Here is a 25125-nt window from a genome sequence, read left to right as displayed (position 1 = left end):
GCGTGCAGCCCGGCAGCTAGTCGTTTCATCCGCGGGTGAATCCCTTTATTATGTGCGCTCGCGTGAAACGCCAGAGCCCGAGCGGGTTCTCTCTGAAGGAGACGTTTTGCACAGGTTGCTCGAGTCCACAGGACCCACCTGACAACCGTTTTTGAATCTTTCACACAGTGCACCAATCAAACTTATGGCTATTTTGAACATCCTCGAATTCCCAGACTCGCGTCTGCGTACCATCGCCAAACCCGTGGCGGTTGTGGACGACGAAGTCCGTCAGTTGATCGATGACATGTTTGAAACCATGTACGAGGCGCCGGGTATCGGTCTGGCGGCTACCCAGATCAACGTGCACAAACGCATCGTGGTCATGGATCTGAGCGAAGACCGCAGCGAACCCATGGTGTTTATCAACCCTGAGTTCGAAATCCTGTCCGACGAGATGGGCCAGTATCAGGAAGGCTGCCTCTCGGTACCGGGTTACTACGAAAACGTTGATCGCCCGCAGCGCGTCAAGATCAAAGCGCTGGACCGTGACGGCAAGCCTTTCGAAATGATTGCCGAAGGCCTGCTGGCCGTGTGCATTCAGCACGAGTGCGACCACCTCAACGGCAAGCTGTTCGTCGATTACCTGTCTACGCTCAAGCGTGACCGGATCAAGAAGAAGCTGGAAAAACTGCACCGCCAGAACGCTTGATCGACCCCGAGCGGACCTATCCCGGACAACACTCTCGTATATGCAGAGATCCGATGTGGGAGCGGGCTTGCTCGCGATTAAGGCGACGCGATTTTCACAGAGATCGAGTTGCTGTCATCGCGAGCAAGCCCGCTCCCACATTAGAAATGAGTCAGCCTGACCTTCGCGGGCTCAATGCCGCTTGTTCCCGCGCCCCCTATTCCAAGTGAGTAATCCATGACTGAGCCACTGCGCATCGTCTTTGCTGGCACCCCAGAATTCGCTGCTGAACACCTCAAGGCGTTGCTGAGCACCCCTTACGAGATCGTCGCGGTTTACACCCAACCGGATCGCCCGGCCGGGCGTGGGCAAAAGCTGATGCCAAGCCCGGTCAAGCAGCTTGCCCTGGAGCACAACATCCCGGTCATGCAGCCGCCAACCCTGCGCGCCCCAGAAGCTCAAGCCGAAATGGCCGCGCTCAAGCCGGACTTGCTGGTGGTGGTGGCATACGGGCTGATCCTGCCTCAAGTGGTGCTGGATATTCCGCGTCTGGGCTGCATTAACAGCCACGCGTCCCTGTTGCCACGCTGGCGTGGGGCGGCGCCGATTCAGCGCGCCATCGAAGCGGGCGACAGTGAAAGCGGTGTGACCGTGATGCGCATGGAGGCGGGTCTGGACACCGGCCCCATGCTGCTCAAGTCTGTCACCCCGATCACTGCCGACGACACCGGCGGGAGCCTGCACGACCGTCTTGCAGAGCTGGGCCCACCGGCCGTCATCCAGGCCATTGCAGGCCTGGCCGCGGGCACGCTGCAAGGCGAAGTGCAGGACGATACCCTGGCGACCTACGCTCACAAGCTCAATAAAGACGAAGCACGCATCGACTGGAACCGCCCGGCTGTTGAGCTGGAGCGTCTGATTCGCGCCTTCAACCCTTGGCCAATTTGCCACAGCACGCTCAGTGGCGAAGCCCTTAAAGTGCTGGCCGCGACGGTTGCTGACGCCACAGGCGCGCCAGGGCAAATTATTGCGGCGAGCAAAGACGGCCTGATCGTCGGCTGCGGTGAAGGCGCGCTGTGCCTGACACGCCTGCAATTACCTGGCGGCAAAGCGCTGAACTTCAGTGATTTTTTCAACAGTCGCCGTGAGAAATTCGCTGTCGGCATCACCCTCGGTCAAACGGAAAACGCGCAATGAACCCTCGTCTGGCCGCTGCCAAGGCACTGACAGCAGTGTTGAACGGCAAAGCATCGCTCAACAGCTCCTTGCCGCTGCAACTGGACAAGGTAGAGGTTCGCGATCGCGGCCTGACTCAGGACCTGGCATTCGGAACCGCGCGCTGGCAGCCGCGCTTGTCGGCGCTGGCCAACAAATTGCTGCAAAAGCCGTTCAAGGCCGCCGACGCCGATGTTGAAGCGCTGCTGTTGGTGGGTTTATATCAACTGCTCTACACCCGTATTCCAGCCCACGCTGCCATCGGCGAAACCGTAGGCTGCGCCGACAAGCTGAAAAAACCATGGGCCAAAGCCCTGCTTAACGCCGTACTGCGCAACGCCCAGCGCGAGAGCGGAGCCTTGTTGGCCGAACTTGAGCATGATCCGGTGGTGCGTACCGCCCACCCACGCTGGCTGCAAAAATCCCTGAAGGCCTTTTGGCCTGAGCAATGGGAAGCCATTTGCGCGGCCAACAACGCCCATCCGCCGATGATTCTTCGGGTTAACCGCCGTCATCACAGCCGCGATGCGTATCTGCAACTGCTGGTCGAAGCCGGTATCGAAGCCCAACCGTGCGTCTACAGCCAGGACGGGATCGTACTGGCCCAAGCGTGCGATGTGCGCAACCTGCCAGGCTTTGCCGAGGGCTGGATCAGCGTGCAGGACGAAGCTGCGCAACTGGCCGCTGACCTGCTGGACCTGGCGCCGGGCCAGCGCGTACTTGACGCCTGCTGCGCGCCGGGCGGCAAAACCTGTCACATCCTGGAAGTCGAACCTGCACTGGCGGGCGTGGTGGCGGTCGATCTCGAAGCCAAGCGTCTGGTGCGTGTGCGCGAGAACCTTGAGCGTCTGGGGCTGAGCGCCGAGCTGATTGCTGCCGATGGCCGCGACACCGCCACTTGGTGGGACGGCAAGCCGTTCCAGCGCATCCTGCTCGATGCGCCGTGCTCGGCGACCGGCGTTATCCGCCGTCACCCGGACATCAAGCTGACCCGCCAACCGGACGACATTGCCGCACTCGCGACCTTGCAAGGCGAACTGCTGGACGCGATGTGGCCAACGCTGGAAGTCGGTGGCATCTTGCTCTATGCCACGTGCTCGACATTGCCGACTGAAAACACCGACGTGATCGAAGCCTTTCTCGCCCGTACCCCGGGTGCCCGAGAGCTGGATATCGCCGGGCAGTTCGGCATCAAGCAACCCCACGGCCGCCAGTTGCTGGCGCAAGAGGGCGGGCATGACGGCTTCTACTACGCCAAATTGATCAAAATCGCTGCCGCTCGCGGCTAACTGATTAGGGATTGCAGGCATGAAAATCATCATCCTCGGCGCAGGTCAGGTCGGCGGTACGCTGGCAGAACATTTGGCCAGCGAAGCCAATGACATCACCGTGGTCGACACCGATGGTGAGCGCCTGCGCGACCTCGGTGATCGGCTCGATATTCGGACCGTGCAAGGCCGAGCCTCGTTGCCCAACGTGCTGCGTCAGGCAGGGGCGGATGACGCCGACATGCTGGTGGCGGTCACCAACAGCGACGAGACCAATATGGTCGCGTGCCAGGTGGCCTACACGCTGTTTCATACCCCGACCAAAATCGCCCGGGTACGCGAGGCGGCTTATCTGACACGCGGCCAGGAGTTGTTCGATAACGACGCCATCCCGGTCGACGTATTGATCAGCCCTGAGCAGGTAGTAACCAATTACATCAAGCGCCTGATCGAGCACCCCGGTGCCTTGCAGGTTATCGACTTTGCTGAAGGCAAGGCGCAACTGGTGGCGGTCAAGGCGTACTACGGCGGCCCATTGATTGGTCAGCAATTACGCCAGCTACGCGAGCACATGCCGAATGTGGATACGCGAGTAGCGGCGATTTTCCGACGTGATCGACCGATCACTCCCCGTGGCGATACGGTCATTGAGGCTGACGATGAGGTCTTCTTCATCGCCGCCAAGGCCAACATTCGCGCAGTAATGAGCGAAATGCGCCGTCTCGACGAAAGCTACAAACGCATTGTGATCGCCGGAGGCGGACAAATCGGTGAGCGTTTGGCCGAGGCGATTGAAAGCCGTTATCAGGTCAAGATCATCGAGATGAATCCGGCACGTTGCCGCTATTTGTCCGACACCCTCGACAGCACTGTGGTGCTGCAGGGCAGCGCTTCAGACCGCGACTTGATGCTCGAAGAGAACATTGCGGACGCCGACGTATTTTTGGCCCTGACCAACGATGACGAGGCCAATATCATGTCCTCGTTGCTGGCCAAGCGTCTGGGTGCAAAGAAGGTGATGACCATCATCAACAACCCGGCCTACGTGGATCTGATCCAGGGTGGCGAAATCGATATCGCTATCAGCCCGCAGTTGGCCACCATCGGTACCTTGCTGGCCCACGTGCGCCGTGGCGATATCGTCAGCGTGCACTCATTGCGCCGGGGAGCGGCCGAGGCGATCGAGGCGATTGCCCACGGTGACTCCAGGTCGAGCAAGGTGATTGGGCGCAGCATCGGCGAAATCAATCTGCCACCGGGCACGACAATTGGCGCGATTATTCGCGACGAAGAAGTACTGATTGCCCACGACTCTACTGTGATCAATGCCGGCGACCACGTGATCTTGTTCCTTGTGGATAAAAAGCATATTCGCGACGTAGAGAAGCTGTTCCACGTGGGCTTGAGTTTTTTCTAAGGAGTCAGGGATGCTGGAATCACTGGAAAAAATGCTGGGCAAGGGTGTGGATAACTCATTGCTGCGCTTTGGCCTGGGCAAGGGTTATCTCGACCTTGGGGATAACCTCAAGGCGGCGGAGCACCTGCAACGTTGTGTGGCGTTTGACCCCAAGTATTCGGCCGCCTGGAAGCTGCTGGGCAAGGCGCAGTTGGCAGCCGGTGATCGTGTTGCCGCGCGTACGGCGTGGGAGCAGGGGATTGCAGCAGCCCAGGCCCATGGCGACAAACAGGCCGAGAAAGAAATGACTGTGTTTTTGAAGAAGCTGGATAAAGCCTCATGACACTGCAGATCTAATGTGGGAGCGGGCTTGCTCGCGATGCAGACAGCGCGGTTCAGTTTTAAAACCGCGTCGATGCAATCGCGAGCAAGCCCGCTCCCACAGGGGTTGAGTGGCTTTAGTACCAGCGCGCCTCTCCCGGCGGACGCTTTTTGAAGCGTTTCATGCTCCACATGTACTGGCTCGGGTACGCCCGCACATATTTCTCGACCACCTTGCTCATGGCCGCGCACGAGGTTGCTGTGTCGGTGCTGTACATCTCTTCGGGCGCCGCTTCCAGAATCACTTTGAAACCCGAGCCGTCCGGCAGGCGCAGTGCGTGCAGAAACACGCCAACTGCCTTGCCGCCCGCCAGCATGTTGGGGACAAACTTGCTGGTCAGTGCCATGGTGCCCAGAAATGGCACAAAGATACCGGCGGATTCTGCGGGCTCCGGGTCGGCCGGAATACCGACCTGACCGCCTTTGCGCACTTCCTTGATGACACTCAATATGCCTTCTTTGGTCGATGCGGCCACGCGGTTGCCCAACTGCACCCGTTGTTTTTGCAACAACTCGTCGACGGCCTTGAGCTTGGGCGGGCGATAAAAAATGATCGGTTTGCACTGGCTGCAATAGAAGTGGTTGAGCACTTCCCAGTTGCCCAGGTGGCTGGTGATGCCGACTACGCCCTTGCCCGAGGCCAAAGCATCCTTAAGGACGTCCAGGCCTTCGACTTCCCGCACCAGATCAATGGAGCGCTGGGCTGGCCAGATCCAGGCACACGCGCTCTCGGTCAGGCTTTTGCCAATGTCCTTGAGGCTTTGGCCCACCAGTTGCTCGCGGGCGACCGGGTCCATCTCGGGGAAGCACTTGGCCAGGTTGATACGCACGACATCGCGCGATCGATTGGGCAGTTTCCACATCAACCAGCCGATGGCCGACCCCACGCGCTGCACCGCGCCCCACGGGAGCATGGCAAACAATCGCAAAGCCCCGACCAGCAAGGCGCCTTTAAACTTTTCCACAAAATAATCTCTCGAAAATACTCGTAGCAGCTGCCGAAGGCTGCGTCCGATTGCAAAGCAATCGTAAATACTGAGTATTTGATTTTACTGACACATCGCAGGGCCTGAATTTACGACGGCTGCGCCGCCGGACGCAGCCTTCGGCAGCTGCTACGGGTTATGCGTGTGGCGAAAAGGCCATTCTAACCGCCGTTTGCCAGTTCGGCGTAACGGTCGCAATAGGTGGCGTGGTCCATGACCATGCCGCTGGCCTGCATAAAGGCGTAGCAGATGGTCGGGCCGACGAACGTAAAACCGGCTTTTTTCAGGGCTTTGCTCATGGCCTCAGCCTGCGGCGTAACCGCCGGGAATTCATGGCGTTCAGTGAAGTGGTTGATCTTCGGCTTGCCCCCCACGAACGACCACAAGAACGCCACCGGGTCCTCCAGCGCCAGCCAGGCCTGGGCATTGCGCCGTGCGCCAGCCACCTTGAGACGGTTGCGGATGATCCCCGGATCTTGCAGCAATGTTTCTATTTCTGCGTCGCTCATGATCGCCAAACGTTGCACATCGAAGCCGAACATGACCTTGCGATAATGCTCGCGCTTCTTTAAAACCGTGATCCAGGACAAACCCGCCTGGAACCCTTCGAGCAATAACAACTCGAACAGCCCATGCGCGTCGCGCAACGGCACGCCCCACTCTTGATCGTGATACGCCACATACAGCGGGTCTTCTGAACACCAGAAACAACGTGCCATATAGGCTCCAAAGGGTGGAGGCGCGACCGAATCGGGTATACTCCCGCTCTTTAAATCGCAGCCCAAGAAACAGGTGAATTTGTGAGCCAGCCTACGCCAGCAGTGCGTACCTTCCAAGACTTGATCCTCGCCCTCCAGCAATACTGGGCCGAGCAAGGTTGTGTGGTGCTTCAGCCCTACGATATGGAAGTGGGCGCCGGCACATTCCATACCGCCACGTTTCTGCGCTCTCTGGGCCCGGAAACCTGGAACGCCGCTTATGTGCAGCCCAGTCGTCGCCCGACTGACGGCCGCTACGGCGAAAACCCGAACCGTTTGCAGCACTACTACCAGTTTCAGGTGGTACTCAAGCCTAATCCGCCAAATTTCCAGGAGCTGTACCTGGGCTCGCTGAAACATATCGGCCTGGACCCTCTGGTACACGACATTCGTTTCGTCGAAGACAACTGGGAATCGCCAACACTGGGCGCCTGGGGTCTGGGCTGGGAAATCTGGCTGAACGGTATGGAAGTCACCCAGTTCACCTACTTCCAACAAGTAGGCGGTATTGAGTGCTACCCGGTAACTGGCGAAATCACCTACGGCCTTGAGCGCCTGGCGATGTACCTGCAGGGCGTGGATTCCGTCTATGACCTGGTTTGGACTGACGGCCCGTTCGGTAAAGTGACCTACGGCGACGTGTTCCATCAAAACGAAGTCGAGCAATCGACCTACAACTTCGAACACGCCAACGTCGACAAGCTGTTTGAGCTGTTCGATTTCTATGAAAGCGAAGCCAAGCGCCTGATCGAGCTGGACCAGCCGCTGCCGTTGCCAAGCTACGAAATGGTGCTCAAGGCGTCCCACACCTTCAACTTGCTGGATGCTCGCCGGGCCATTTCCGTGACCGCACGTCAGCAGTACATATTGCGTGTGCGTACCCTGGCCCGTGCCGTGGCTCAGGCCTATCTCGAAGCTCGCGCCAAGCTGGGCTTCCCGATGGCTCCACCTGATTTGCGTGATGAAGTGTTGGCTAAGTTGGAGGCTGCACAATGAGTGCTCAAGATTTTCTGGTTGAACTGGGCACTGAAGAACTGCCGCCAAAAGCCCTCAATACCCTGGCTGATGCGTTTCTCGCCGGGATTGAAAAAGGTTTGCAAGGTGCAGGTCTGAACTTCAGCGCGAAAAAGGTATACGCCGCGCCGCGTCGCCTGGCCGTGCTGTTGACCCAGCTCGAAACCCAGCAACCGGACCGCAGCATCAACATCGACGGCCCACCCCGTCAGGCAGCCTTCGATGCTGAAGGCAACCCGACTCAGGCAGCCCTCGGCTTCGCCAAGAAGTGCGGCGTTGAGCTGAGCGAAATTGATCAGAGCGGTCCTAAACTGCGCTTCAGCCAGGTCATCGTCGGCAAGCCGACCGCCAGCCTGCTGCCAACCATCGTCGAAGACTCGCTCAACGACCTGCCTATCCCCAAGCGCATGCGCTGGGGAGCACGCAAGGTCGAGTTCGTGCGTCCAACCCAATGGCTGGTCATGCTGCTGGGCGATGAAGTGATCGACTGCACGATCCTTGCGCAAAAATCGGGTCGCGATTCCCGCGGACATCGTTTCCACCATCCGGAAAACGTCACCATCACCGCGCCAGCCAACTACCTCGAAGATCTGCGCAAAGCCTATGTGCTGGCAGACTTCAATGAGCGTCGTGAGCTGATTTCCAAGCGTGTAGCCGAGCTGGCGACCATGCAGGAAGGTACTGCAATCGTGCCGCCAAGCCTGCTCGACGAAGTGACCGCGCTGGTTGAATGGCCGGTGCCACTGGTGTGCTCGTTTGAAGAGCGCTTCCTGGATGTGCCGCAAGAAGCCCTGATCACCACCATGCAGGACAACCAGAAGTATTTCTGCCTGCTGGACGTTGATGGCAAGTTGCTGCCGCGTTTTATTACTGTGGCCAACATCGAGAGCAAAGACCCGCAGCAGATCGTCTCGGGTAACGAGAAAGTGGTTCGTCCACGTCTGACTGACGCCGAGTTCTTCTTCAAGCAAGACAAGAAGCAGACACTCGAGAGCTTCAACCTGCGTCTTCAAAACGTGGTGTTCCAGGCTCAACTGGGCAGCGTTTACGACAAGGCTGTACGGGTTTCCAAGCTGGCGGCATTCATTGCCCCGCGCATTGGCGGCGATGCTTCGCGCGCAGCCCGTGCCGGCTTGCTGTCCAAGTGCGACCTGGCCACTGAAATGGTCGGTGAGTTCCCGGAAATGCAAGGCATTGCCGGTTACTACTACGCGCTGAACGACGGCGAACCAGAAGACGTTGCATTGGCGTTGAACGAGCAGTACATGCCCCGTGGCGCTGGCGCTGAGTTGCCAAGCACCCTGACCGGCGCTGCAGTGGCCATCGCTGACAAGCTCGACACCCTGGTGGGGATTTTCGGCATCGGCATGTTGCCGACCGGCAGCAAAGACCCGTACGCGCTGCGTCGTGCTGCCCTGGGTATCTTGCGGATTCTGATCGACAAGAAACTCGACCTCGATCTGACTGAAGCGGTGAACTTCGCTGTCAGCGCATTCGGTGCCAAGATCAAATCGGCCGGTTTGGCTGAGCAGGTACTGGAATTCATCTTCGACCGCCTGCGTGCGCGATATGAAGACGAAGGCGTGGATGTAGCCACTTACCTGTCGGTGCGTGCACTGAATCCAAAATCGGCGCTGGACTTCGATCAACGTGTGCAAGCCGTGCAGGCGTTCCGTCAATTGCCGGAAGCCGCTGCACTGGCCGCCGTAAACAAGCGTGTATCGAACCTGCTGAGCAAGGTTGAAGGCACGGTTTCGACTCATGTTGAAGCCCGCTATTTCGACAACGCCAGCGAGTTCTCGCTGTTCTCGGCCATCCAGAAGGCCGACGAAGCCGTTCAGCCAATGGCTGCTGCCCGTCAGTACAACGAAGCGCTGACCCGTCTGGCCTCGCTGCGCGAGCCGGTGGATGCGTTCTTTGAAGCGGTGATGATCAACGCTGAAGACGCGAGCGTGCGGGCTAACCGCTACGCATTGCTGGCGCGTCTGCGCGGCCTGTTCCTGGGCGTCGCCGATATTTCACTGCTGGGCTAAGGGGTTACCGTTGAAACTGCTGATTCTCGATCGGGATGGAGTGATCAATGTCGACTCCGACGCTTACATCAAGTCAGTCGAGGAGTGGATTCCACTTCCCGGCTCGATCGAGGCCATTGCGCAGTTGAGCAAGGCCGGCTGGACAGTCGCCATCGCGACCAACCAGTCCGGCATTGCACGCGGCTATTACGATGTCGCCACGCTGGACGCCATGCACGCCCGTTTACGGGAGTTGGTGGCGCAGCAGGGTGGTGAGGTCGGGTTAATCGTTTATTGCCCGCATGGTCCCGACGAAGGCTGTGCTTGCCGCAAGCCCAAGCCGGGCATGCTGCAGACGATTGCCGCGCATTACGGCGCTGATTTGACCCAATGTTGGTTTGTCGGTGACAGTTTGGGTGACTTGCAGGCTGCGCAAACCGTCGATTCTCAGCCCGTTTTGGTAAAAACCGGAAAAGGCCTACTAACTTTGGCCAAAGAACTACCGGTTAATACCCTAATATTTGACGATCTGGCGGCAGTTGCCGCAGAACTTATCCACAAATAGAGCAGGTTTGAACACGCCCCATCACTTTACGTGTTGGGTTGTTCAGTCGTGCTTTATCCGCATCGGTAAAAGTCGCTATGTCGATCCTGCAGGCCATCAGAACCTTCTTCTTTTACCTGCTGCTGGGCACCAGCTCTCTGCTGTGGTGCTCGCTGAGCTTTTTTGTCGCCCCCTTTTTGCCGTTCCGTGCGCGTTATCGGTTTATTAATGTGTACTGGTGCCGCTGCGCGCTGTGGCTGACGCGAGTGTTTTTGAACATTCACGTCAACGTGACGGGTGCTGAAAACATCCCGCAACGACCTTGCGTGATTCTGGCTAACCACCAAAGTACCTGGGAGACCTTCTTCCTCTCGGCCTACTTTCAGCCGTTGAGCCAGGTCCTCAAGCGCGAGCTTCTGTATGTACCGTTCTTTGGCTGGGCGATGGCGATGCTGCGTCCGATTGCCATCGACCGTGACAACCCGAAAGCAGCGCTCAAGCACATCGCCAAAAAAGGTGATGAGCTGCTCAAGGACAATATTTGGGTGCTGATCTTTCCAGAAGGGACCCGCGTACCGTTTGGCCAGGTGGGCAAGTTTTCCCGTGGCGGCACGGCTCTGGCGGTCAACGCCGAGTTACCGGTACTGCCGATTGCCCACAATGCTGGCAAGTACTGGCCTAAAACCGGCTGGGCTAAAAAGCCCGGTACGATTGAGCTGGTCATTGGCGAACCGATGTACGCCAACGGCACTGGGCCACGGGCGATCGCCGAGCTGAACGACCGTGTTCAAGCCTGGAACGAACAGGCTCAACGAGACATGGGTTCACTGCCTCCAGTGGCTGCGCCAATCGCCGCCGCTGTGGGTCAGTAAAATTGTGGATAAGGTGTGCACAAGATTTTGATAATTTCCAAAAAACAGTCGTAAGTTAATGATTTAAATCGTTATTTCTATTTATGACTTTTTGTCGAAAAACGTGCATAAGTTTTTCTCGGAGCATAAAAAAACCGGCTTATTCCAGCCGGTTTTTTTGTGTCTGACATCTGACTGACCGCCGTGGTGAAATCGCGGACAAGTCCCGCTCCCACCGATCAATTCTATGGGGGCGGGCTAGCTCGCGATGGGCTAAACCTTGTCGATGTTCACGTTCCTGGTTTCCTTGAGGAAGATCATACCCACCACCAGGCTGACCCCGGTAATCACCACCGGATACCACAGCCCATAGAAGATATCCCCGGTAAAGACCACCAGCGCAAACGATACCGTTGGCAGAAATCCGCCAAACCAGCCATTACCAATGTGGTAGGGCAGAGACATGGAGGTGTAGCGGATACGGGTCGGGAACAGTTCGACCATCACTGCAGCCAGCGGGCCATAGGTCATGGTGGCGATGAGGGTCAGCAATACCATGATCAGCACGACCATCGGCTGGTTAACCGAACTCGGGTCCGCCTTGGCCGGGTAGCCCGCTTCAGTGACCGCCGCGCGCATGGCAGCTTCGTCAAAACCGCTGATTGTCTTCTCGCCCACCGAAACCTGTACCTCGGTGCCTGCTGCAACCGACTGCGAGGTGTACGGCAAACCTTGTTTCACAAGGAAGGTTTTGACCTTGTCGCACGGGCTGTCAAAACGAGCCTTGCCCACCGGGTCAAACTGGAAGGTGCAGGTGGCCGGGTCGGCCATCACCACAATCGGTGACTGACGGCTGGCCGTATCAATCTGCGGGTTGGCGTAGTGGCTCAATGCTTTGAACAGTGGGAAGTACAGCACTGTGGCCAGCAACAGGCCGAGCATCAGGATCGGCTTGCGCCCCACCTTGTCCGATAGCCATCCGAAGAAGATAAAGAACGGTGCACCGATGATCACGCTGATAATCAGCAACATGTTGGCCTGGGCCGGGTCAATCCTGAGCATTTGCGTGAGGAAGAACAGCACATAGAACTGCGCGGTATAGAAGGTCACCGCTTGGCCCGCGTTGATGCCGAACAGCGCAATCAGAACAATTTTAAGGTTTTCCCATTTACCGAACGACTCGCGGATCGGCGATTTACTGGTTTTGCCTTCAGCTTTCATTTTCACGAAAGCGGGCGACTCGTGCATGCTCATGCGAATCCAGGTCGAGATGCCCAGCAGCACGATGGACAGCAGGAACGGCAGGCGCCAGCCCCACACTTCAAACTGATCACCGGTCAGGTAACGGCAGCTCAGTACAACCACCAGCGACAGCAATAAGCCCAATGTTGCGGTGGATTGAATCCAGCTGGTGTTAAAACCGCGTTTGCCGGGAGCTGCGTGCTCTGCCACGTAGGTGGCAGCACCGCCATACTCACCCCCCAGCGCCAGCCCTTGGAGCATGCGCAACAACACGAGCATGATCGGGGCCGCAATGCCAATACTGGTGTAGGTCGGTAACAGGCCGACGGCAAAGGTCGATAAGCCCATCAGAATGATGGTCATGAGGAAGGTGTATTTACGCCCGATCATGTCGCCTAATCGGCCAAAAACCAGTGCTCCGAAGGGTCTGACCAAAAAGCCGGCGGCGAAGGCCATCAAGGCAAAAATGAACGCCGTGGTGTCGTTTACACCCGCAAAGAACTGCTTGCTGAGCACGGTTGCCAAAGCGCCATACAAGAAAAAGTCATACCACTCGAAAACCGTCCCGAGGGATGACGCAAATATGATCTTTCGTTCTTCACGACCGGTTGTTCCCTTGGCGGGAGCCGCTTGTTCTGCAATTGCGTCTGACATGTTCAGTGTCCTCAGCCCTGTTGGGCCACAGTGATTATTGTTTTTGTCCACTGCCGGTTCCGGATGACTGCGCCCGAAACCACGATCGCACTCAGGCGACCGGTGTTGCTACCGCGCGATTAACGTCTGTTGCGTGCTCCAGTGAGTCAAGCGACGCCTGCAGGATTAACTGCGCGGCTTTTTCGCCAATCATCAAGGTCGGAGAACACGTATTACCCGACACGATGTTAGGCATGATTGAAGCGTCGGCCACCCTCAACCCCGATACGCCATGGACGCACAACTGAGCATCGACCACTGCTTCGGCGTCCTGGCCCATGCGACAAGTGCCTACAGGGTGAAAAATAGTCGTACCGATGCGTGCGGCAGCTTCGTACAGCTCTTGCTCGGTTTGCAGGTCCTTACCAGGCAGGTACTCCTCTGGCGTAAACGCCTGCAAGGCAGCACTGGCCACGATGCGCCGGGTCAGGCGAATCGCATCCGCTGCGACCTTTAAATCGTCAGGATGACTCAGGTAATTGGGATCAATCAGCGGCGCATCATCGGGATTGGCAGAGCGGATATCGACCCGGCCACGACTCTTTGGCCGCACGTTGCACACTGAAGCCGTGAAAGCGGGGAAGGTGTGCAGCGGCTCGCCAAAGCGCTCAAGGGACAACGGTTGAACGTGATACTGCAAGTTGGCCGAGGGTTGATCGGGATCGGACTTTACGAACGCGCCTAACTGACTGGGTGCCATGGCCAATGGGCCGCTGCGGTCGTAGGCATATCGCAGGCCCATGCCGACCTTGCCCCATAGGCTGTTGGCCACCTGGTTAAGGGTGCGCGCCTTGGTCAGTTTGAATATCAGGCGCAGTTGCAGGTGGTCCTGCAGATTGCCGCCAACACCGGGTAATTCGTGCAGCACCGTTATCCCCAGGCTTTCAAGCAGGGGCCGTGGGCCAATACCCGAGCGCTGCAAGATACCCGGAGAGCCAATGGAGCCCGCACACAAGATAATCTCGCGACTCGCCGCAAAGGCATGTTCAGTGCCTTGCCAGCGTGCGCTGACCTGCGTCGCACGGCCATTCTCAAGCAGCACTTTATCGACCTGAACATCGGTCAGAACAGTCAGGTTCGGACGTTTAAGCACCGGCCGTAAAAAAGCCTTGGAGGCATTCCAGCGCACACCGGACTTCTGATTAACCTGAAAGTATCCACAGCCCTGGTTATCACCACCGTTGAAGTCGCTGACGCTGGCAACTCCGCTTTCGGCGGCTGCGCTTCGAAAGGCATCGAGAATCGGCCAGGTATAACGCTGTTGCTCCACTCGCCATTCGCCATCGCTGCCATGCAGATCGGAGTTGCCGGAAAAGTGTTTTTCACTGCGCTTGAACAGAGGCAGGACGTCTTTCCAGGACCAGCCCGCATTGCCTTGCTCGGCCCAGCGGTCGTAATCACCCGCTTGGCCACGCATATAGATCATGCCGTTGATCGACGAACTGCCGCCCAACACCTTGCCACGCGGATAGCTCAGGCTACGGCCTTGCAAGCCGATCTGCGCCTCGGTTTTGAAACACCAGTCGGTGCGTGGGTTACCGATGCAATACAGGTAACCCACGGGGATATGGATCCACGGGTAGTTATCTTGCCCACCCGCTTCGAGTAGCAACACGTTGTGACGTGGATCGGCAGACAGCCGATTGGCCAGCACTGAACCCGCAGGTCCGGCGCCCACAATGATGTAGTCGTACACCTTACTGGCTGATGGCATTGATCACCTCGCCTTTATTGTTCTTGTCCTACACCATCCTATTGATTAATTTCGAGTTTGAAACGCGTGATTTCACCCATGGCTTGTGCGTTTTTGCACAGCTCAATATCAATAGTGCTTGGGGGCTGACATGTTCGACTGGAATGACATGCGATATTTTCTTGAGCTGCAACGCAGTGGTCGCTTGCTCACCGCCGCCAAACGCCTGAACACGACCCACAGCACTGTCGCACGGCATATCGAGAGCATCGAGCAGCACCTGGGCGCGGCGCTGTTTGTGCAACATGCACAAGGTTACGAACTGACGCCCGCAGGCCAAGCGCTGCTCAAACACGCAGAAGCCATGGAAAACGTCGCATTGCTGGCGCAAGAGGAAATTACCCAGGCCATCGCCCCCATGGGAAAGATCCGCCTGGGGGTCACTGAAGGAATAGGGATCATGTTCATCACGTCGCGGTTACGCGGGTTGTTTGAACGCTACCCAGGGCTGGAAGTGGAACTGGTGGCGGTGCCACGCTTTGTCAGCATCCTCAACCGCGAGGCAGAAATCAGCATCCACCTGGATCGACCCAACGCTGACCTGTTGATAACCCGCAAACTCACCGACTACCGCCTGGCGCTCTATGCCAGCCGCGTTTACCTCGACAAGGCGCCGCCCTTGAACAACCGTGATGACCTGGCCAATCACTACTGGATCGGCTACGTCGACGATCTGCTGTTCAGCCAGGAGCTGCTGTTTCTCAACAACTTTTGCCGCACCCCGACCGTGACCTTTCGCAGCACAAGCGTCATTGCCCAGCAACAAGCGGCCCGAGCAGGGCTCGGTATCGCCGTACTGCCCAACTACATGGCCAGTAACGACCCGGAGCTGGTGCGTGTATTGCCCGAGGAATCAGTGCAACGCAGCTACTGGATCAGCACCCGCCGTGAGCTGCACAAGTCGGTAAGGTTGAGGGTTGTTTGGGATTTCTTGCTGGAGTTGTGCCAGGAAGAGCAGGGGGTTTTGTTGGCGCCATAGAGAATTTTTAAACCAAAAAAAGGCCAACGCTAAGCGTTGGCCTTTTTTGACTGCACTACACCACCATCAGAAGTCCAAATTGGACACTGCCAGTGCGTTGTTCTCAATGAACTCACGGCGCGGTTCTACGGCGTCGCCCATCAAGGTGTTGAAGATCTGATCGGCGCCGATCGCGTCTTCGATGGTGACTTTCAGCATGCGGCGCACGCTTGGGTCCATCGTGGTTTCCCAGAGCTGATCCGGGTTCATTTCACCCAGACCTTTGTAGCGCTGGATGGTGTGACGCTTGGTGCTTTCGGCCATCAACCAGTCCAGTGCTTCTTTGAACTCCGTGACAGCTTTTTTGCGCTCACCACGCTGGATGTACGCGCCTTCGTCCAGCAGAGTGCTCAATTGAGCGCCCAGGGTGACTACGGTTTTGTAGTCGTTGCTGCCGAAGAAGTCGCGGTTGAACGTGATAAAGGTCGAGTGGCCGTGGGAGATCAGTTCGACCTCTGGCAACCAGACATTACGCTCACGGTCTTCGCGCAGGCTGGCTTTGTAGACCAGACCCGATTTTTCAACCAGGCGCAAACGCTCTTCATACTTGGCCATCCACTCTTGCATGGCAGTGTGGTCGCCCAACTGCTCAAGGGTAACGGCCGGCAGGTAGATGAAGTGCTCGGTCAACTCCTGAGGGTACAGGCGCGACAAACGCTTGAGGGTCTTCATTACCATGCGGAAGTCGTACACCAGGCGCTCCAGCGCCTCACCCGAGATGCCAGGGGCTTCATCGTTCAAGTGCAGGCTGGCATCTTCAAGAGCCGACTGGGTCATGTACTCTTCCATGGCCTCGTCGTCTTTGATGTATTGCTCTTGCTTGCCTTTTTTCACTTTGTACAACGGCGGCTGAGCAATGTAGATATAGCCACGCTCGATCAACTCCGGCAGCTGACGGAAGAAGAAAGTCAGCAGCAGGGTACGGATGTGCGAACCGTCGACGTCAGCATCGGTCATGATGATGATGTTGTGGTAGCGCAGTTTGTCGATGTTGTACTCATCGCGGCCAATGCCACAGCCCAGAGCGGTGATCAAGGTGCCTACTTCTTGCGAAGAGATCATCTTGTCGAAGCGGGCTTTCTCAACGTTGAGGATTTTACCCTTCAACGGCAGGATGGCCTGGGTACGACGGTTACGACCCTGCTTGGCGGAACCGCCAGCAGAGTCACCTTCGACGAGATACAGTTCGGACAGCGCCGGGTCTTTTTCCTGGCAGTCGGCCAGTTTGCCGGGCAAGCCTGCGATGTCCAGCGCGCCTTTACGACGGGTCATCTCACGGGCTTTGCGCGCGGCCTCACGGGCACGGGCGGCGTCGATCATCTTGCCGACAATCAGCTTGGCTTCGTTCGGGTTTTCCAGCAGGAAGTCGGAGAAGAACCGGCCCATTTCCTGTTCAACAGCGGTCTTCACTTCGGAAGAAACCAGCTTGTCTTTGGTCTGGGAGCTGAACTTCGGATCCGGCACTTTCACCGAGATGATTGCGGTCAAACCTTCACGAGCGTCATCACCGGTGGTGGCGACTTTGTGTTTTTTGGCCAGGCCTTCAGCTTCAATGTAGGTATTGAGGTTACGCGTCAGGGCAGAGCGGAAGCCCACCAAGTGCGTACCGCCATCACGCTGCGGAATGTTGTTGGTAAAGCACAACAGGTTCTCGTTGAAGCTGTCGTTCCACTGCAAGGCGATTTCTACGCCAATCCCGTCTTCACGCTGAACACTGAAGTGGAACACCTGGTTGACCGGCGTCTTGTTGGTGTTCAGGTAGTCAACGAATGCACGCAGACCACCTTCGTACTTGAACAACTCTTCCTTGCCGCTGCGCTCGTCCTTGAGGACGATACCCACACCGGAGTTCAGGAAGGACAGCTCACGAATACGCTTGGCCAGGATGTCCCAGCTGAAGTGGATATTCTTGAACGTCTGGTCAGACGGTTTGAAATGGATCTGAGTGCCGGTGGTTTCGCTCTCGCCAACGATGGCCATCGGCGCCTGAGGAACACCGTGGACGTAGGTCTGTTCCCAGATCTTGCCGCTGCGACGTACCGTCAGGACCAGCAGTTCGGACAGGGCGTTTACCACCGAAACACCTACACCGTGCAATCCGCCGGATACTTTGTAGGAGTTGTCATCGAACTTACCGCCGGCGTGCAGTACGGTCATGATGACCTCGGCTGCAGAGACGCCTTCTTCTTTATGCACATCCACCGGAATACCGCGGCCGTTGTCGCGCACCGTGATGGATTCGTCCGGGTGGATCGTGATGGTGATGTCGTCGCAATGGCCAGCCAGCGCTTCGTCGATAGAGTTGTCGACTACTTCGAACACCATGTGGTGCAGACCGCTGCCATCGTCAGTATCACCAATGTACATACCGGGACGTTTGCGTACGGCATCAAGGCCTTTCAGCACTTTAATGCTCGTTGAGTCGTACGTGTTTTCTTCGCTCAATGCCTTCACTCCCGATGGTCGTGGGTCTGGGTGATACAGCCCTGTTCCACGTGGAACAGGGCAACTGGCGTTTCCGTCTGCCAGCCTTCCCTCAATAATTCGTGGTCTACACAGGTAATGAATACCTGGCAGCGTAAGTCTTCCAACAAGCGACACAGTGCGTTGCGATGCTGCTCATCCAGTTCGGAGGGCAAGTCATCTACCAGATAAATACATTGGCCACGCCGGGCTTGGCTGACCAAGTGCCCTTGAGCGATACGCAGCGCGCAAACCACCAACTTCTGCTGCCCCCGCGACAAGATATCTGCCGCGTTATTCACGCCCAGCTTAAGGCGCAAATCAGCACGTTGTGGTCCGGCCTGGGTATGCCCCATTTGCTGGTCCCGGTGGACAGACGCAGCGAGTACTGCACTCAACTCCCGGTCTTTGTCCCAACCACGGTAATAGCTCAGCGTTAACCCTTCGAGATCAAGTAGCTCACTCAAGGTCTGCTCAAAGACTGGTTTCAAGGCTTTGATGTAGGCGCGGCGGTATTCATCAATTTCAGCACTGGCCAGGCACAGTTCCCGGTCCCAGGCCGCTTGTGAAACGGCGTCGAGTGTACCATGCCGCAGCCATGAGTTCCGCTGCCGCAGGGCCTTCTGTAGCCGCTGCCAGGTCGACATGAAGCGAGGTTCGACATGGAACACGCCCCAATCGAGAAACTGCCTACGGATCTTTGGGGCACCTTCCAGCAGGCGGAAGCTATCAGGGTTAATCAATTGCAACGGCAGGATCTCAGCCAACTGCGCTGCACTGCGCGCATTTTGACCGTCGATACGAATTTGGAACTCCCCCTGCCGGTCCCGTGAGATACCGAGCGCGCTGTGCCCGCCTTCGGCCAATTCAACCTGACCAAAAACCGTACAGCTTTGCTGCTCGTGCTGGATCACGGGATTGAGCCGCACACTGCGAAACGAACGTGCCAGCCCCAGCAAGTGGATGGCTTCCAGCACGCTGGTTTTTCCGCTGCCGTTGGCGCCGTACAGGATATTGATGCGGGGAGAGGGGGAGAAGGTCACCGGGTGCAGGTTACGCACCGCGGTGACTGTGACACGACTGAGGGACATCTAGCGTGGGCTGTGCATGGTTACAGGCGCATCGGCATAACAACGTAGGCCGAATCGTCGTTGTCCGACTCCTGCACCAGGGCGCTGCTGTTGGAGTCCGACAGGATCAGACGCACTTGCTCAGTGGTCATCACACCCAGCACATCCAGCAGGTAGCTCACGTTGAAGCCAATTTCCAGCGAGCCGCCGTTGTACTCGACGCCTACTTCCTCTTCTGCTTCTTCCTGTTCCGGGTTGTTGGCCTGGATTTTCAGTTGACCATTGGCCAATTGCAGACGGATACCACGGTACTTTTCGTTGGACAGAATCGCGGTCCGGCTGAACGCTTCACGCAGTGCCTGACGGTCACCGATAACAACCTTGTCACCACCTTTAGGCAGCACACGCTCGTAGTCGGGGAACTTGCCGTCAACCAGCTTGGAGGTGAAGGTGAACTCGCCGGTAGTGGCACGGATGTGGTGTGCCCCCAGAACGATGCTCACTTCGCCGTCCGGCTCGGTCAGCAAGCGCGCCAGTTCAAGAATACCCTTGCGCGGCACAATCACTTGATGACGGTCTGGCTGGCCGATATCAGCTTTCATCGAGCACATGGCCAGACGGTGACCGTCGGTTGCCACCGCGCGGATGATGCCGGCCGACACTTCCAGCAGCATGCCGTTGAGGTAGTAACGAACATCCTGCTGCGCCATGGCAAAGCTGGTACGTTCGATCAGGCGACGCAGTTTGCTCTGCTGCAAGCTGCACGTCAGCGAGCCCGGGCCTTCTTCAACCGACGGGAAATCGTTGGCTGGCAAGGTGGACAGGGTAAAACGGCTACGGCCTGCCTTGACCACCAGCTTGTTGTCATCGAGTTTGATGTCGATCAATGCATCGTTGGGCAGGCTTTTGCAGATATCCATCAGCTTGCGCGCAGGCACGGTGATTTCGCCTGGTTCGGCCGGCTCTTCAAGTTGCACTCGACCAACCAGTTCGACTTCAAGGTCGGTACCGGTCAGCGACAGTTGCTGGCCTTCGACAACCAACAGCACGTTGGACAATACCGGCAAGGTCTGGCGGCGTTCAACGACGCCTGCGACCAGTTGCAGGGGTTTCAACAGGGCTTCGCGTTGAATGGTGAAATGCATGGTCTAGTCCCTTGCCTTATTAAGCTGCGCTGGTGTCATCAGGTTGTCAGTGTACGCAGCAGGTTCTTGTAGTCCTCGCGGATGTCCGCGTCGGATTCCTTAAGTTCGTTGATCTTGCGGCATGCGTGCAAGACCGTGGTGTGATCGCGACCGCCAAACACATCGCCGATTTCCGGCAGGCTGTGATTGGTCAGTTCTTTGGACAATGCCATCGCCACCTGGCGTGGTCGCGCAACCGAGCGCGAGCGACGCTTGGACAGCAGGTCCGAGATCTTGATCTTGTAGTACTCAGCCACTGTGCGCTGGATGTTATCCACAGAGACGAGCTTGTCTTGTAGCGCCAGCAAGTCTTTGAGCGATTCGCGGATCAATTCGATGGTGATGTCGCGACCCATAAAGTGCGAGTGAGCGATAACGCGCTTAAGCGCACCTTCGAGTTCTCGCACGTTTGAGCGAATGCGCTGAGCAATAAAAAACGCGGCATCGTGAGGCAGATCGACCTTGGCCTGGTCGGCCTTCTTCATCAGGATCGCAACACGGGTCTCAAGCTCTGGTGGCTCGACGGCTACCGTCAAACCCCAACCGAAGCGGGACTTGAGACGTTCTTCAAGGCCTTCGATTTCCTTGGGGTAGCGGTCACTGGTCAGAATCACTTGCTGACCACCTTCAAGCAGGGCGTTGAAGGTGTGGAAGAACTCTTCCTGGGACCGCTCCTTGCGCGCAAAGAATTGAATGTCATCGATAAGCAAGGCATCTACCGAGCGATAGAAGCGCTTGAACTCGTTGATGGCGTTGAGCTGCAAGGCTTTAACCATGTCAGCTACAAAACGTTCGGAATGCAGGTACACGACCTTGGCATTCGGGTTCTTCTTTAACAGGTGGTTGCCCACCGCGTGCATCAAGTGAGTTTTACCCAGACCAACGCCGCCATAAAGGAAGAGCGGGTTGTAACCGTGCTTTGGGTTATCCGCCACTTGCCACGCCGCAGCGCGAGCCAGTTGGTTCGACTTGCCCTCAACGAAGTTTTCGAAGGTAAAGGTACGGTTCAGGTAGCTGGTGTGCTTGAGCGCACCCTCGACTTGAACGGTGCGCTGCTCGGCGCGCACTGGCGCTTGCTGCGAGCTGGCCCCGGCCATTGGGTCGAAGCTGGCACGCGAAGGCTCTTCGCTGGCATGCCCGGACTGTTTTGGCGCTGGGGCAGGTGCAGCTGTATTGGCAGGTGCGCTGGGCGCCGGGGCATGAGATGCCGCTGCAGCCAATGGCGCATTGGGGGCAGCACGAGGCGCCGAGCTGCGTTTGCTGCCTATTAACAAGGACAACGAAGGCGCCATGCCATTGCTGTGCTCGTTCAACAGTTCAAGCAAGCGGCTCAGATACTTTTCGTTGACCCAGTCGAGAACGAATCGGTTGGGTGCATACACACGCAACTCGTCGCCTTCGGCTTCGACCTGTAGTGGACGGATCCAGGTGTTGAATTGCTGGGCAGGCAGCTCATCGCGCAAAAGCTCCACGCACTGCTGCCAAAGTTCCACTGACACGGATATCCCCTAAGTTGAAAGCCGGTGAGGCAAAAACAGGCGCCATTGTAGCGACCACCGCCCCACTTATCCACATGTAGGTGAGCTGCATATAAGGAGAGATCGGGCTTTTCGCTGTGAACAAAGCGACAAATGGTATGTGCATAAGGTCTGTGGATAAGCGGGCCTAAGACCGTTGCACAAGTGGGGTCGAAACTCTGTGCATAACTGGCCTGTGGATAAACAGGCCTTTAATGCACAGCTTATCCGCGGGTGCAGCACAGGCAGAGCACGGTTTTTGGACAACCTTTCGGATCGCTGAAAGCCTTGATCTAAAAGGGCTGCATTAAGTTATCCACAGAAAATGTCTCCTATAAGAGTAGTTACATCTTTAAAAGAGCTTTAAATACTTCATTTTTTTATTTCTATAGTTGGCAGGCTAAAGGCTTGTGCAAAACGCCCAACATCTATTTACCGGTAAACGCTGGTTGGAAATTGACCTATTGGCTTGCTTTCTCTAGAATCGCCGGTCTCTTAAAACGGGGGCCATTCCGGCCCGTTGTGGACGAACCAGGTAGCACGACATGAAACGTACTTTCCAACCAAGCACTATCAAACGCGCCCGCACTCACGGTTTCCGTGCACGCATGGCTACTAAAAACGGCCGTGCAGTCCTGTCGCGTCGCCGCGCCAAAGGCCGCGCACGTCTGGCAGTTTGATAATCAGACAATGGTGGTGAGTCAGGACTTCAGTCGGGAAAAGCGGTTACTCACTCCCCGACACTTCAAGGCAGTCTTTGACTCCCCCACCGGCAAGGTTCCGGGGAAAAACCTCCTGCTCCTTGCGCGTAGCAACGATCTTGATCACCCCCGCCTGGGGTTAGTAATCGGGAAAAAGAGCGTAAAGCTCTCCGTTGAGCGCAATCGCCTTAAGCGTTTGATGCGTGAATCGTTTCGTCTCCACCAGGATTTACTGGTTGGTTGGGATATCGTTATCGTCGCGCGCAAAGGTTTGGGTGACGTAGAGAACCCCGAATTGATTCAGCATTTCGGCAAACTCTGGAAGCGTCTGGCCCGTAACACGCCAGTTCCAGCAGTTAAAACCGAAACTGTAGGGGTAGGCAGTCCTGATGCGTAAACTGGCGCTCGTTCCGATCCAGTTTTATCGCTATGCCATTAGTCCTTTGATGGCCAGCCACTGCCGTTTCTACCCCAGTTGTTCCTGCTACGCGTTGGAAGCCATTGAAAATCATGGCCTTCTGCGCGGCGGCTGGCTGACCTTTCGTCGTTTAGGTCGCTGTCACCCGTGGAATCCCGGTGGTTACGACCCGGTTCCGCCTATCCCTACCTCCCGTTCTTCTTGATGGCCGAGTAATCATGGATATTAAACGCACGATCCTGATCGTCGCTCTAGCAGTCGTGTCCTACGTTATGGTTCTGAAATGGAACCAGGATTACGGCCAAGCTGCCCTGCCGACTCAGAATGTTGCCGCCAGCAGCACCACCGCGCCGGCTTTGCCCGACACGGTTTCAGGTAACAACGCTTCAAACAGTGCCGATGTACCCAGCGCCAATACAGATACCAGCACACCGACTGAAACTCCGGTGGCTGCAAGCAAAGACCTCATCCACGTAAAAACGGATGTTTTGGACATCGCGATCGATCCACAGGGTGGTGATATTGCCCAGTTGCGTCTGCCGCTTTATCCACGTCGCCAGGATCACCCGGATGTTCCTTTCCAGTTGTTCGATAACGGCAACGAACGCACCTATCTGGCACAAAGTGGCCTGACAGGCGTTGATGGCCCGGACGCCCGTCCGTCAGGTCGTCCTGTTTTCAGCGCTGAGAAAAAGACTTTCGAACTGGCCCCAGGCCAGGATCAACTGGTTGTTGATCTGAAGTTCAGCGAAAACGGCATCAATTACATCAAGCGTTTCACGCTCAAGCGTGGTTTGTACGATGTACAAGTCAGCTATTTGATTGATAACGAGAGCAGCAAGCCGTGGAGCGGCAACCTGTTCGCGCAATTGAAGCGTGACGCCAGCTCCGATCCTTCTTCCAGCACCGCCACCGGTACTGCCACCTACTTGGGCGCTGCCCTGTGGACAAGTGCAGAGCCGTACAAAAAAGTGTCGATGAAAGATATCGACAAGGCTCAGTTGAAAGAAACAGTTCAAGGTGGCTGGGTTGCCTGGTTGCAACACTACTTTGTGACCGCGTGGATTCCTCAGAAAGGCGATAACAACGTCGTTCAGACCCGCAAAGACAACCAGGGCAACTACATCATCGGTTTTACTGGCCCAACCTTGACCGTTGAGCCGGGCAAAACTGCTGAAACCAGTGCTACGTTGTACGCCGGTCCAAAAAGTCAGGGTGTGCTCAAAGAGTTATCCCCAGGTCTGGAACTGACCGTCGACTACGGCATTCTGTGGTTCATTGCCCAGCCTATTTTCTGGCTGCTGCAACATATCCACAGCCTGGTCGGTAACTGGGGTTGGTCGATCATCTTCCTGACCATGCTGATCAAAGGGATCTTCTTCCCTCTGTCGGCCGCCAGCTACAAGTCGATGGCTCGCATGCGCGCCGTGGCACCAAAACTGGCTGCTCTGAAAGAGCAGTTTGGTGATGACCGCCAGAAAATGTCGCAAGCGATGATGGAGCTGTACAAGAAAGAGAAGATCAATCCACTGGGCGGCTGCTTGCCGATTCTGGTGCAGATGCCGGTCTTCCTGTCCTTGTACTGGGTACTTCTGGAAAGTGTTGAAATGCGCCAGGCGCCGTTCATGCTCTGGATTACCGATCTGTCGATCAAGGACCCGTTCTTCATTCTGCCGATCATCATGGGCGCAACCATGTTCATCCAGCAGCGTCTGAACCCGACTCCGCCGGATCCGATGCAGGCCAAGGTGATGAAGCTGATGCCTATCATCTTCACCTTCTTCTTCCTGTGGTTCCCTGCTGGTCTGGTGCTGTACTGGGTTGTGAACAACTGCCTGTCCATCGCTCAACAGTGGTACATCACCCGTAAAGTTGAAGCTGCTACCAAAAAAGCAGCCGAGTAACTTACTCTGGTGAGCACCACTCAAAACGCCCCCTAGTGGGGCGTTTTGCTATCCGTTACTTTAGTTT

22 protein-coding genes are annotated in these 25125 nt (G+C 56.8%); 14 read left to right on the top strand and 8 right to left on the bottom strand.

The annotated features are described in order from the left end of the window. Nucleotides 1–184: 184 nt before the first annotated feature. From def to RGV06_RS14610, 5 genes are all read left to right on the top strand, one after another. Nucleotides 185–691: a peptide deformylase gene (gene def, locus RGV06_RS14630; RefSeq protein WP_019828628.1), complete on the top strand. Its 507-nt coding sequence runs from the start codon at nucleotides 185–187 to the stop codon at nucleotides 689–691. A 216-nt stretch (nucleotides 692–907) separates the two neighbouring features. Next, nucleotides 908–1867 (top strand): methionyl-tRNA formyltransferase, encoded by a 960-nt coding sequence (gene fmt, locus RGV06_RS14625; protein ID WP_046809510.1) that lies wholly within the window; start codon nucleotides 908–910, stop codon nucleotides 1865–1867. Further along, nucleotides 1864–3174: a 16S rRNA (cytosine(967)-C(5))-methyltransferase RsmB gene (rsmB, locus tag RGV06_RS14620; RefSeq protein WP_048352448.1), complete on the top strand. Its 1311-nt coding sequence runs from the start codon at nucleotides 1864–1866 to the stop codon at nucleotides 3172–3174. Before fmt ends, rsmB begins: the two co-directional genes overlap by 4 nt. 19 nt (nucleotides 3175–3193) lie before the next feature. Beyond that, nucleotides 3194–4570, top strand: a complete 1377-nt coding sequence (gene trkA / locus RGV06_RS14615; protein ID WP_019828631.1) for a Trk system potassium transporter TrkA — start codon at nucleotides 3194–3196, stop codon at nucleotides 4568–4570. Between the two features lie 10 nt (nucleotides 4571–4580). Beyond that, on the top strand, nucleotides 4581–4892 hold the full coding sequence (locus RGV06_RS14610) for a tetratricopeptide repeat protein (RefSeq protein ID WP_046809508.1): 312 nt from the start codon (nucleotides 4581–4583) through the stop codon (nucleotides 4890–4892). 115 nt (nucleotides 4893–5007) lie between these two features. Here the strand turns inward: RGV06_RS14610 and RGV06_RS14605 are convergent, their stop codons facing one another. Then, the gene (locus tag RGV06_RS14605; RefSeq protein ID WP_016782851.1) at nucleotides 5008–5895 is read right to left on the bottom strand and encodes a lysophospholipid acyltransferase; all 888 of its coding nucleotides are present in this window, start codon (nucleotides 5893–5895) and stop codon (nucleotides 5008–5010) included. A gap of 182 nt (nucleotides 5896–6077) precedes the next feature. Next, nucleotides 6078–6635, bottom strand: a complete 558-nt coding sequence (locus RGV06_RS14600; protein WP_019828633.1) for a DNA-3-methyladenine glycosylase I — start codon at nucleotides 6633–6635, stop codon at nucleotides 6078–6080. 81 nt (nucleotides 6636–6716) lie between these two features. Here RGV06_RS14600 and glyQ point away from each other — a divergent pair, with 81 nt between their 5' ends. The 4 genes from glyQ to RGV06_RS14580 all read left to right on the top strand — a co-directional run bounded on the left by glyQ (nucleotide 6717) and on the right by RGV06_RS14580 (nucleotide 11116). Further along, a complete protein-coding gene (gene glyQ / locus RGV06_RS14595; RefSeq protein ID WP_019828634.1) occupies nucleotides 6717–7670 on the top strand; it encodes a glycine--tRNA ligase subunit alpha in 954 nt (317 codons plus the stop codon). After that, complete coding sequence (glyS, locus tag RGV06_RS14590; RefSeq protein WP_046809507.1) at nucleotides 7667–9721, top strand: glycine--tRNA ligase subunit beta; 2055 nt, start codon at nucleotides 7667–7669, stop codon at nucleotides 9719–9721. The genes glyQ and glyS overlap by 4 nt, the downstream gene beginning before the upstream one ends. Before the next feature lie 10 nt (nucleotides 9722–9731). Then, nucleotides 9732–10265, top strand: coding sequence for a D-glycero-beta-D-manno-heptose 1,7-bisphosphate 7-phosphatase (gene gmhB, locus RGV06_RS14585; protein ID WP_046809506.1), 534 nt, complete (start codon nucleotides 9732–9734; stop codon nucleotides 10263–10265). Between the two features lie 77 nt (nucleotides 10266–10342). Then, complete coding sequence (locus RGV06_RS14580) at nucleotides 10343–11116, top strand: lysophospholipid acyltransferase family protein (protein ID WP_019828637.1); 774 nt, start codon at nucleotides 10343–10345, stop codon at nucleotides 11114–11116. Nucleotides 11117–11368: 252 nt separating this feature from the next. Here RGV06_RS14580 and RGV06_RS14575 read toward each other — a convergent pair whose 3' ends face one another. Further along, a complete protein-coding gene (locus tag RGV06_RS14575; RefSeq protein ID WP_019828638.1) occupies nucleotides 11369–12991 on the bottom strand; it encodes an MFS transporter in 1623 nt (540 codons plus the stop codon). A 91-nt stretch (nucleotides 12992–13082) separates the two neighbouring features. Next, a complete protein-coding gene (locus RGV06_RS14570; RefSeq protein WP_019828639.1) occupies nucleotides 13083–14744 on the bottom strand; it encodes a GMC family oxidoreductase in 1662 nt (553 codons plus the stop codon). Between the two features lie 130 nt (nucleotides 14745–14874). Here RGV06_RS14570 and RGV06_RS14565 point away from each other — a divergent pair, with 130 nt between their 5' ends. Then, nucleotides 14875–15762 (top strand): LysR family transcriptional regulator, encoded by an 888-nt coding sequence (locus tag RGV06_RS14565; RefSeq protein ID WP_019828640.1) that lies wholly within the window; start codon nucleotides 14875–14877, stop codon nucleotides 15760–15762. A gap of 66 nt (nucleotides 15763–15828) precedes the next feature. Here RGV06_RS14565 and gyrB read toward each other — a convergent pair whose 3' ends face one another. Genes gyrB through dnaA form a run of 4 tightly spaced genes read right to left on the bottom strand, consistent with a single transcriptional unit; the run spans nucleotide 15829 to nucleotide 22017 of the window. Then, nucleotides 15829–18246 carry a DNA topoisomerase (ATP-hydrolyzing) subunit B gene (gene gyrB / locus RGV06_RS14560; protein ID WP_019828641.1) on the bottom strand — a complete coding sequence of 806 codons (2418 nt, stop codon included), beginning with the start codon at nucleotides 18244–18246 and terminating at the stop codon, nucleotides 15829–15831. A 5-nt stretch (nucleotides 18247–18251) separates the two neighbouring features. After that, entirely contained in the window at nucleotides 18252–19355 is a 1104-nt protein-coding gene (gene recF, locus RGV06_RS14555) for a DNA replication/repair protein RecF (protein ID WP_046809505.1), read from the bottom strand. A gap of 20 nt (nucleotides 19356–19375) precedes the next feature. Next, a complete protein-coding gene (gene dnaN, locus RGV06_RS14550) occupies nucleotides 19376–20479 on the bottom strand; it encodes a DNA polymerase III subunit beta (protein ID WP_019828643.1) in 1104 nt (367 codons plus the stop codon). Between the two features lie 38 nt (nucleotides 20480–20517). Beyond that, on the bottom strand, nucleotides 20518–22017 hold the full coding sequence (gene dnaA, locus RGV06_RS14545; protein WP_322150295.1) for a chromosomal replication initiator protein DnaA: 1500 nt from the start codon (nucleotides 22015–22017) through the stop codon (nucleotides 20518–20520). A gap of 563 nt (nucleotides 22018–22580) precedes the next feature. Here dnaA and rpmH point away from each other — a divergent pair. Genes rpmH through yidC form a run of 4 tightly spaced genes read left to right on the top strand, consistent with a single transcriptional unit; the run spans nucleotide 22581 to nucleotide 25058 of the window. After that, nucleotides 22581–22715, top strand: a complete 135-nt coding sequence (gene rpmH / locus RGV06_RS14540; RefSeq protein WP_003213577.1) for a 50S ribosomal protein L34 — start codon at nucleotides 22581–22583, stop codon at nucleotides 22713–22715. Between the two features lie 16 nt (nucleotides 22716–22731). Continuing rightward, nucleotides 22732–23133: a ribonuclease P protein component gene (gene rnpA, locus RGV06_RS14535; RefSeq protein WP_019828646.1), complete on the top strand. Its 402-nt coding sequence runs from the start codon at nucleotides 22732–22734 to the stop codon at nucleotides 23131–23133. Beyond that, nucleotides 23126–23359 carry a membrane protein insertion efficiency factor YidD gene (gene yidD, locus RGV06_RS14530; RefSeq protein WP_019828647.1) on the top strand — a complete coding sequence of 78 codons (234 nt, stop codon included), beginning with the start codon at nucleotides 23126–23128 and terminating at the stop codon, nucleotides 23357–23359. The genes rnpA and yidD overlap by 8 nt, the downstream gene beginning before the upstream one ends. 13 nt (nucleotides 23360–23372) lie before the next feature. Then, entirely contained in the window at nucleotides 23373–25058 is a 1686-nt protein-coding gene (gene yidC / locus RGV06_RS14525) for a membrane protein insertase YidC (protein ID WP_019828650.1), read from the top strand. Nucleotides 25059–25125: the final 67 nt, after the last annotated feature.

It is taken from the genome of Pseudomonas sp. CCI3.1, assembly GCF_034313985.1.
GTDB classification, from domain to species: Bacteria; Pseudomonadota; Gammaproteobacteria; order Pseudomonadales; family Pseudomonadaceae; genus Aquipseudomonas; species Aquipseudomonas psychrophila.
This window is presented reverse-complemented; position numbering and strand designations above follow the sequence as displayed.

Excerpts from the sequence above, each read along its gene's own strand:
- yidD (WP_019828647.1), top strand. The coding sequence starts at position 23,126 with ATGCGTAAACTGGCGCTCGTTCCGATCCAGTTTTATCGCTATGCCATT.
- dnaN (WP_019828643.1), bottom strand. The coding sequence starts at position 20,479 with ATGCATTTCACCATTCAACGCGAAGCCCTGTTGAAACCCCTGCAACTG.
- recF (WP_046809505.1), bottom strand. The coding sequence starts at position 19,355 with ATGTCCCTCAGTCGTGTCACAGTCACCGCGGTGCGTAACCTGCACCCG.
- trkA (WP_019828631.1), top strand. The coding sequence starts at position 3,194 with ATGAAAATCATCATCCTCGGCGCAGGTCAGGTCGGCGGTACGCTGGCA.
- RGV06_RS14565 (WP_019828640.1), top strand. The coding sequence starts at position 14,875 with ATGTTCGACTGGAATGACATGCGATATTTTCTTGAGCTGCAACGCAGT.
- rpmH (WP_003213577.1), top strand. The coding sequence starts at position 22,581 with ATGAAACGTACTTTCCAACCAAGCACTATCAAACGCGCCCGCACTCAC.
- def (WP_019828628.1), top strand. The coding sequence starts at position 185 with ATGGCTATTTTGAACATCCTCGAATTCCCAGACTCGCGTCTGCGTACC.
- rsmB (WP_048352448.1), top strand. The coding sequence starts at position 1,864 with ATGAACCCTCGTCTGGCCGCTGCCAAGGCACTGACAGCAGTGTTGAAC.
- yidC (WP_019828650.1), top strand. The coding sequence starts at position 23,373 with ATGGATATTAAACGCACGATCCTGATCGTCGCTCTAGCAGTCGTGTCC.
- RGV06_RS14600 (WP_019828633.1), bottom strand. The coding sequence starts at position 6,635 with ATGGCACGTTGTTTCTGGTGTTCAGAAGACCCGCTGTATGTGGCGTAT.
- RGV06_RS14610 (WP_046809508.1), top strand. The coding sequence starts at position 4,581 with ATGCTGGAATCACTGGAAAAAATGCTGGGCAAGGGTGTGGATAACTCA.
- RGV06_RS14570 (WP_019828639.1), bottom strand. The coding sequence starts at position 14,744 with ATGCCATCAGCCAGTAAGGTGTACGACTACATCATTGTGGGCGCCGGA.
- fmt (WP_046809510.1), top strand. The coding sequence starts at position 908 with ATGACTGAGCCACTGCGCATCGTCTTTGCTGGCACCCCAGAATTCGCT.
- RGV06_RS14575 (WP_019828638.1), bottom strand. The coding sequence starts at position 12,991 with ATGTCAGACGCAATTGCAGAACAAGCGGCTCCCGCCAAGGGAACAACC.
- RGV06_RS14580 (WP_019828637.1), top strand. The coding sequence starts at position 10,343 with ATGTCGATCCTGCAGGCCATCAGAACCTTCTTCTTTTACCTGCTGCTG.
- glyS (WP_046809507.1), top strand. The coding sequence starts at position 7,667 with ATGAGTGCTCAAGATTTTCTGGTTGAACTGGGCACTGAAGAACTGCCG.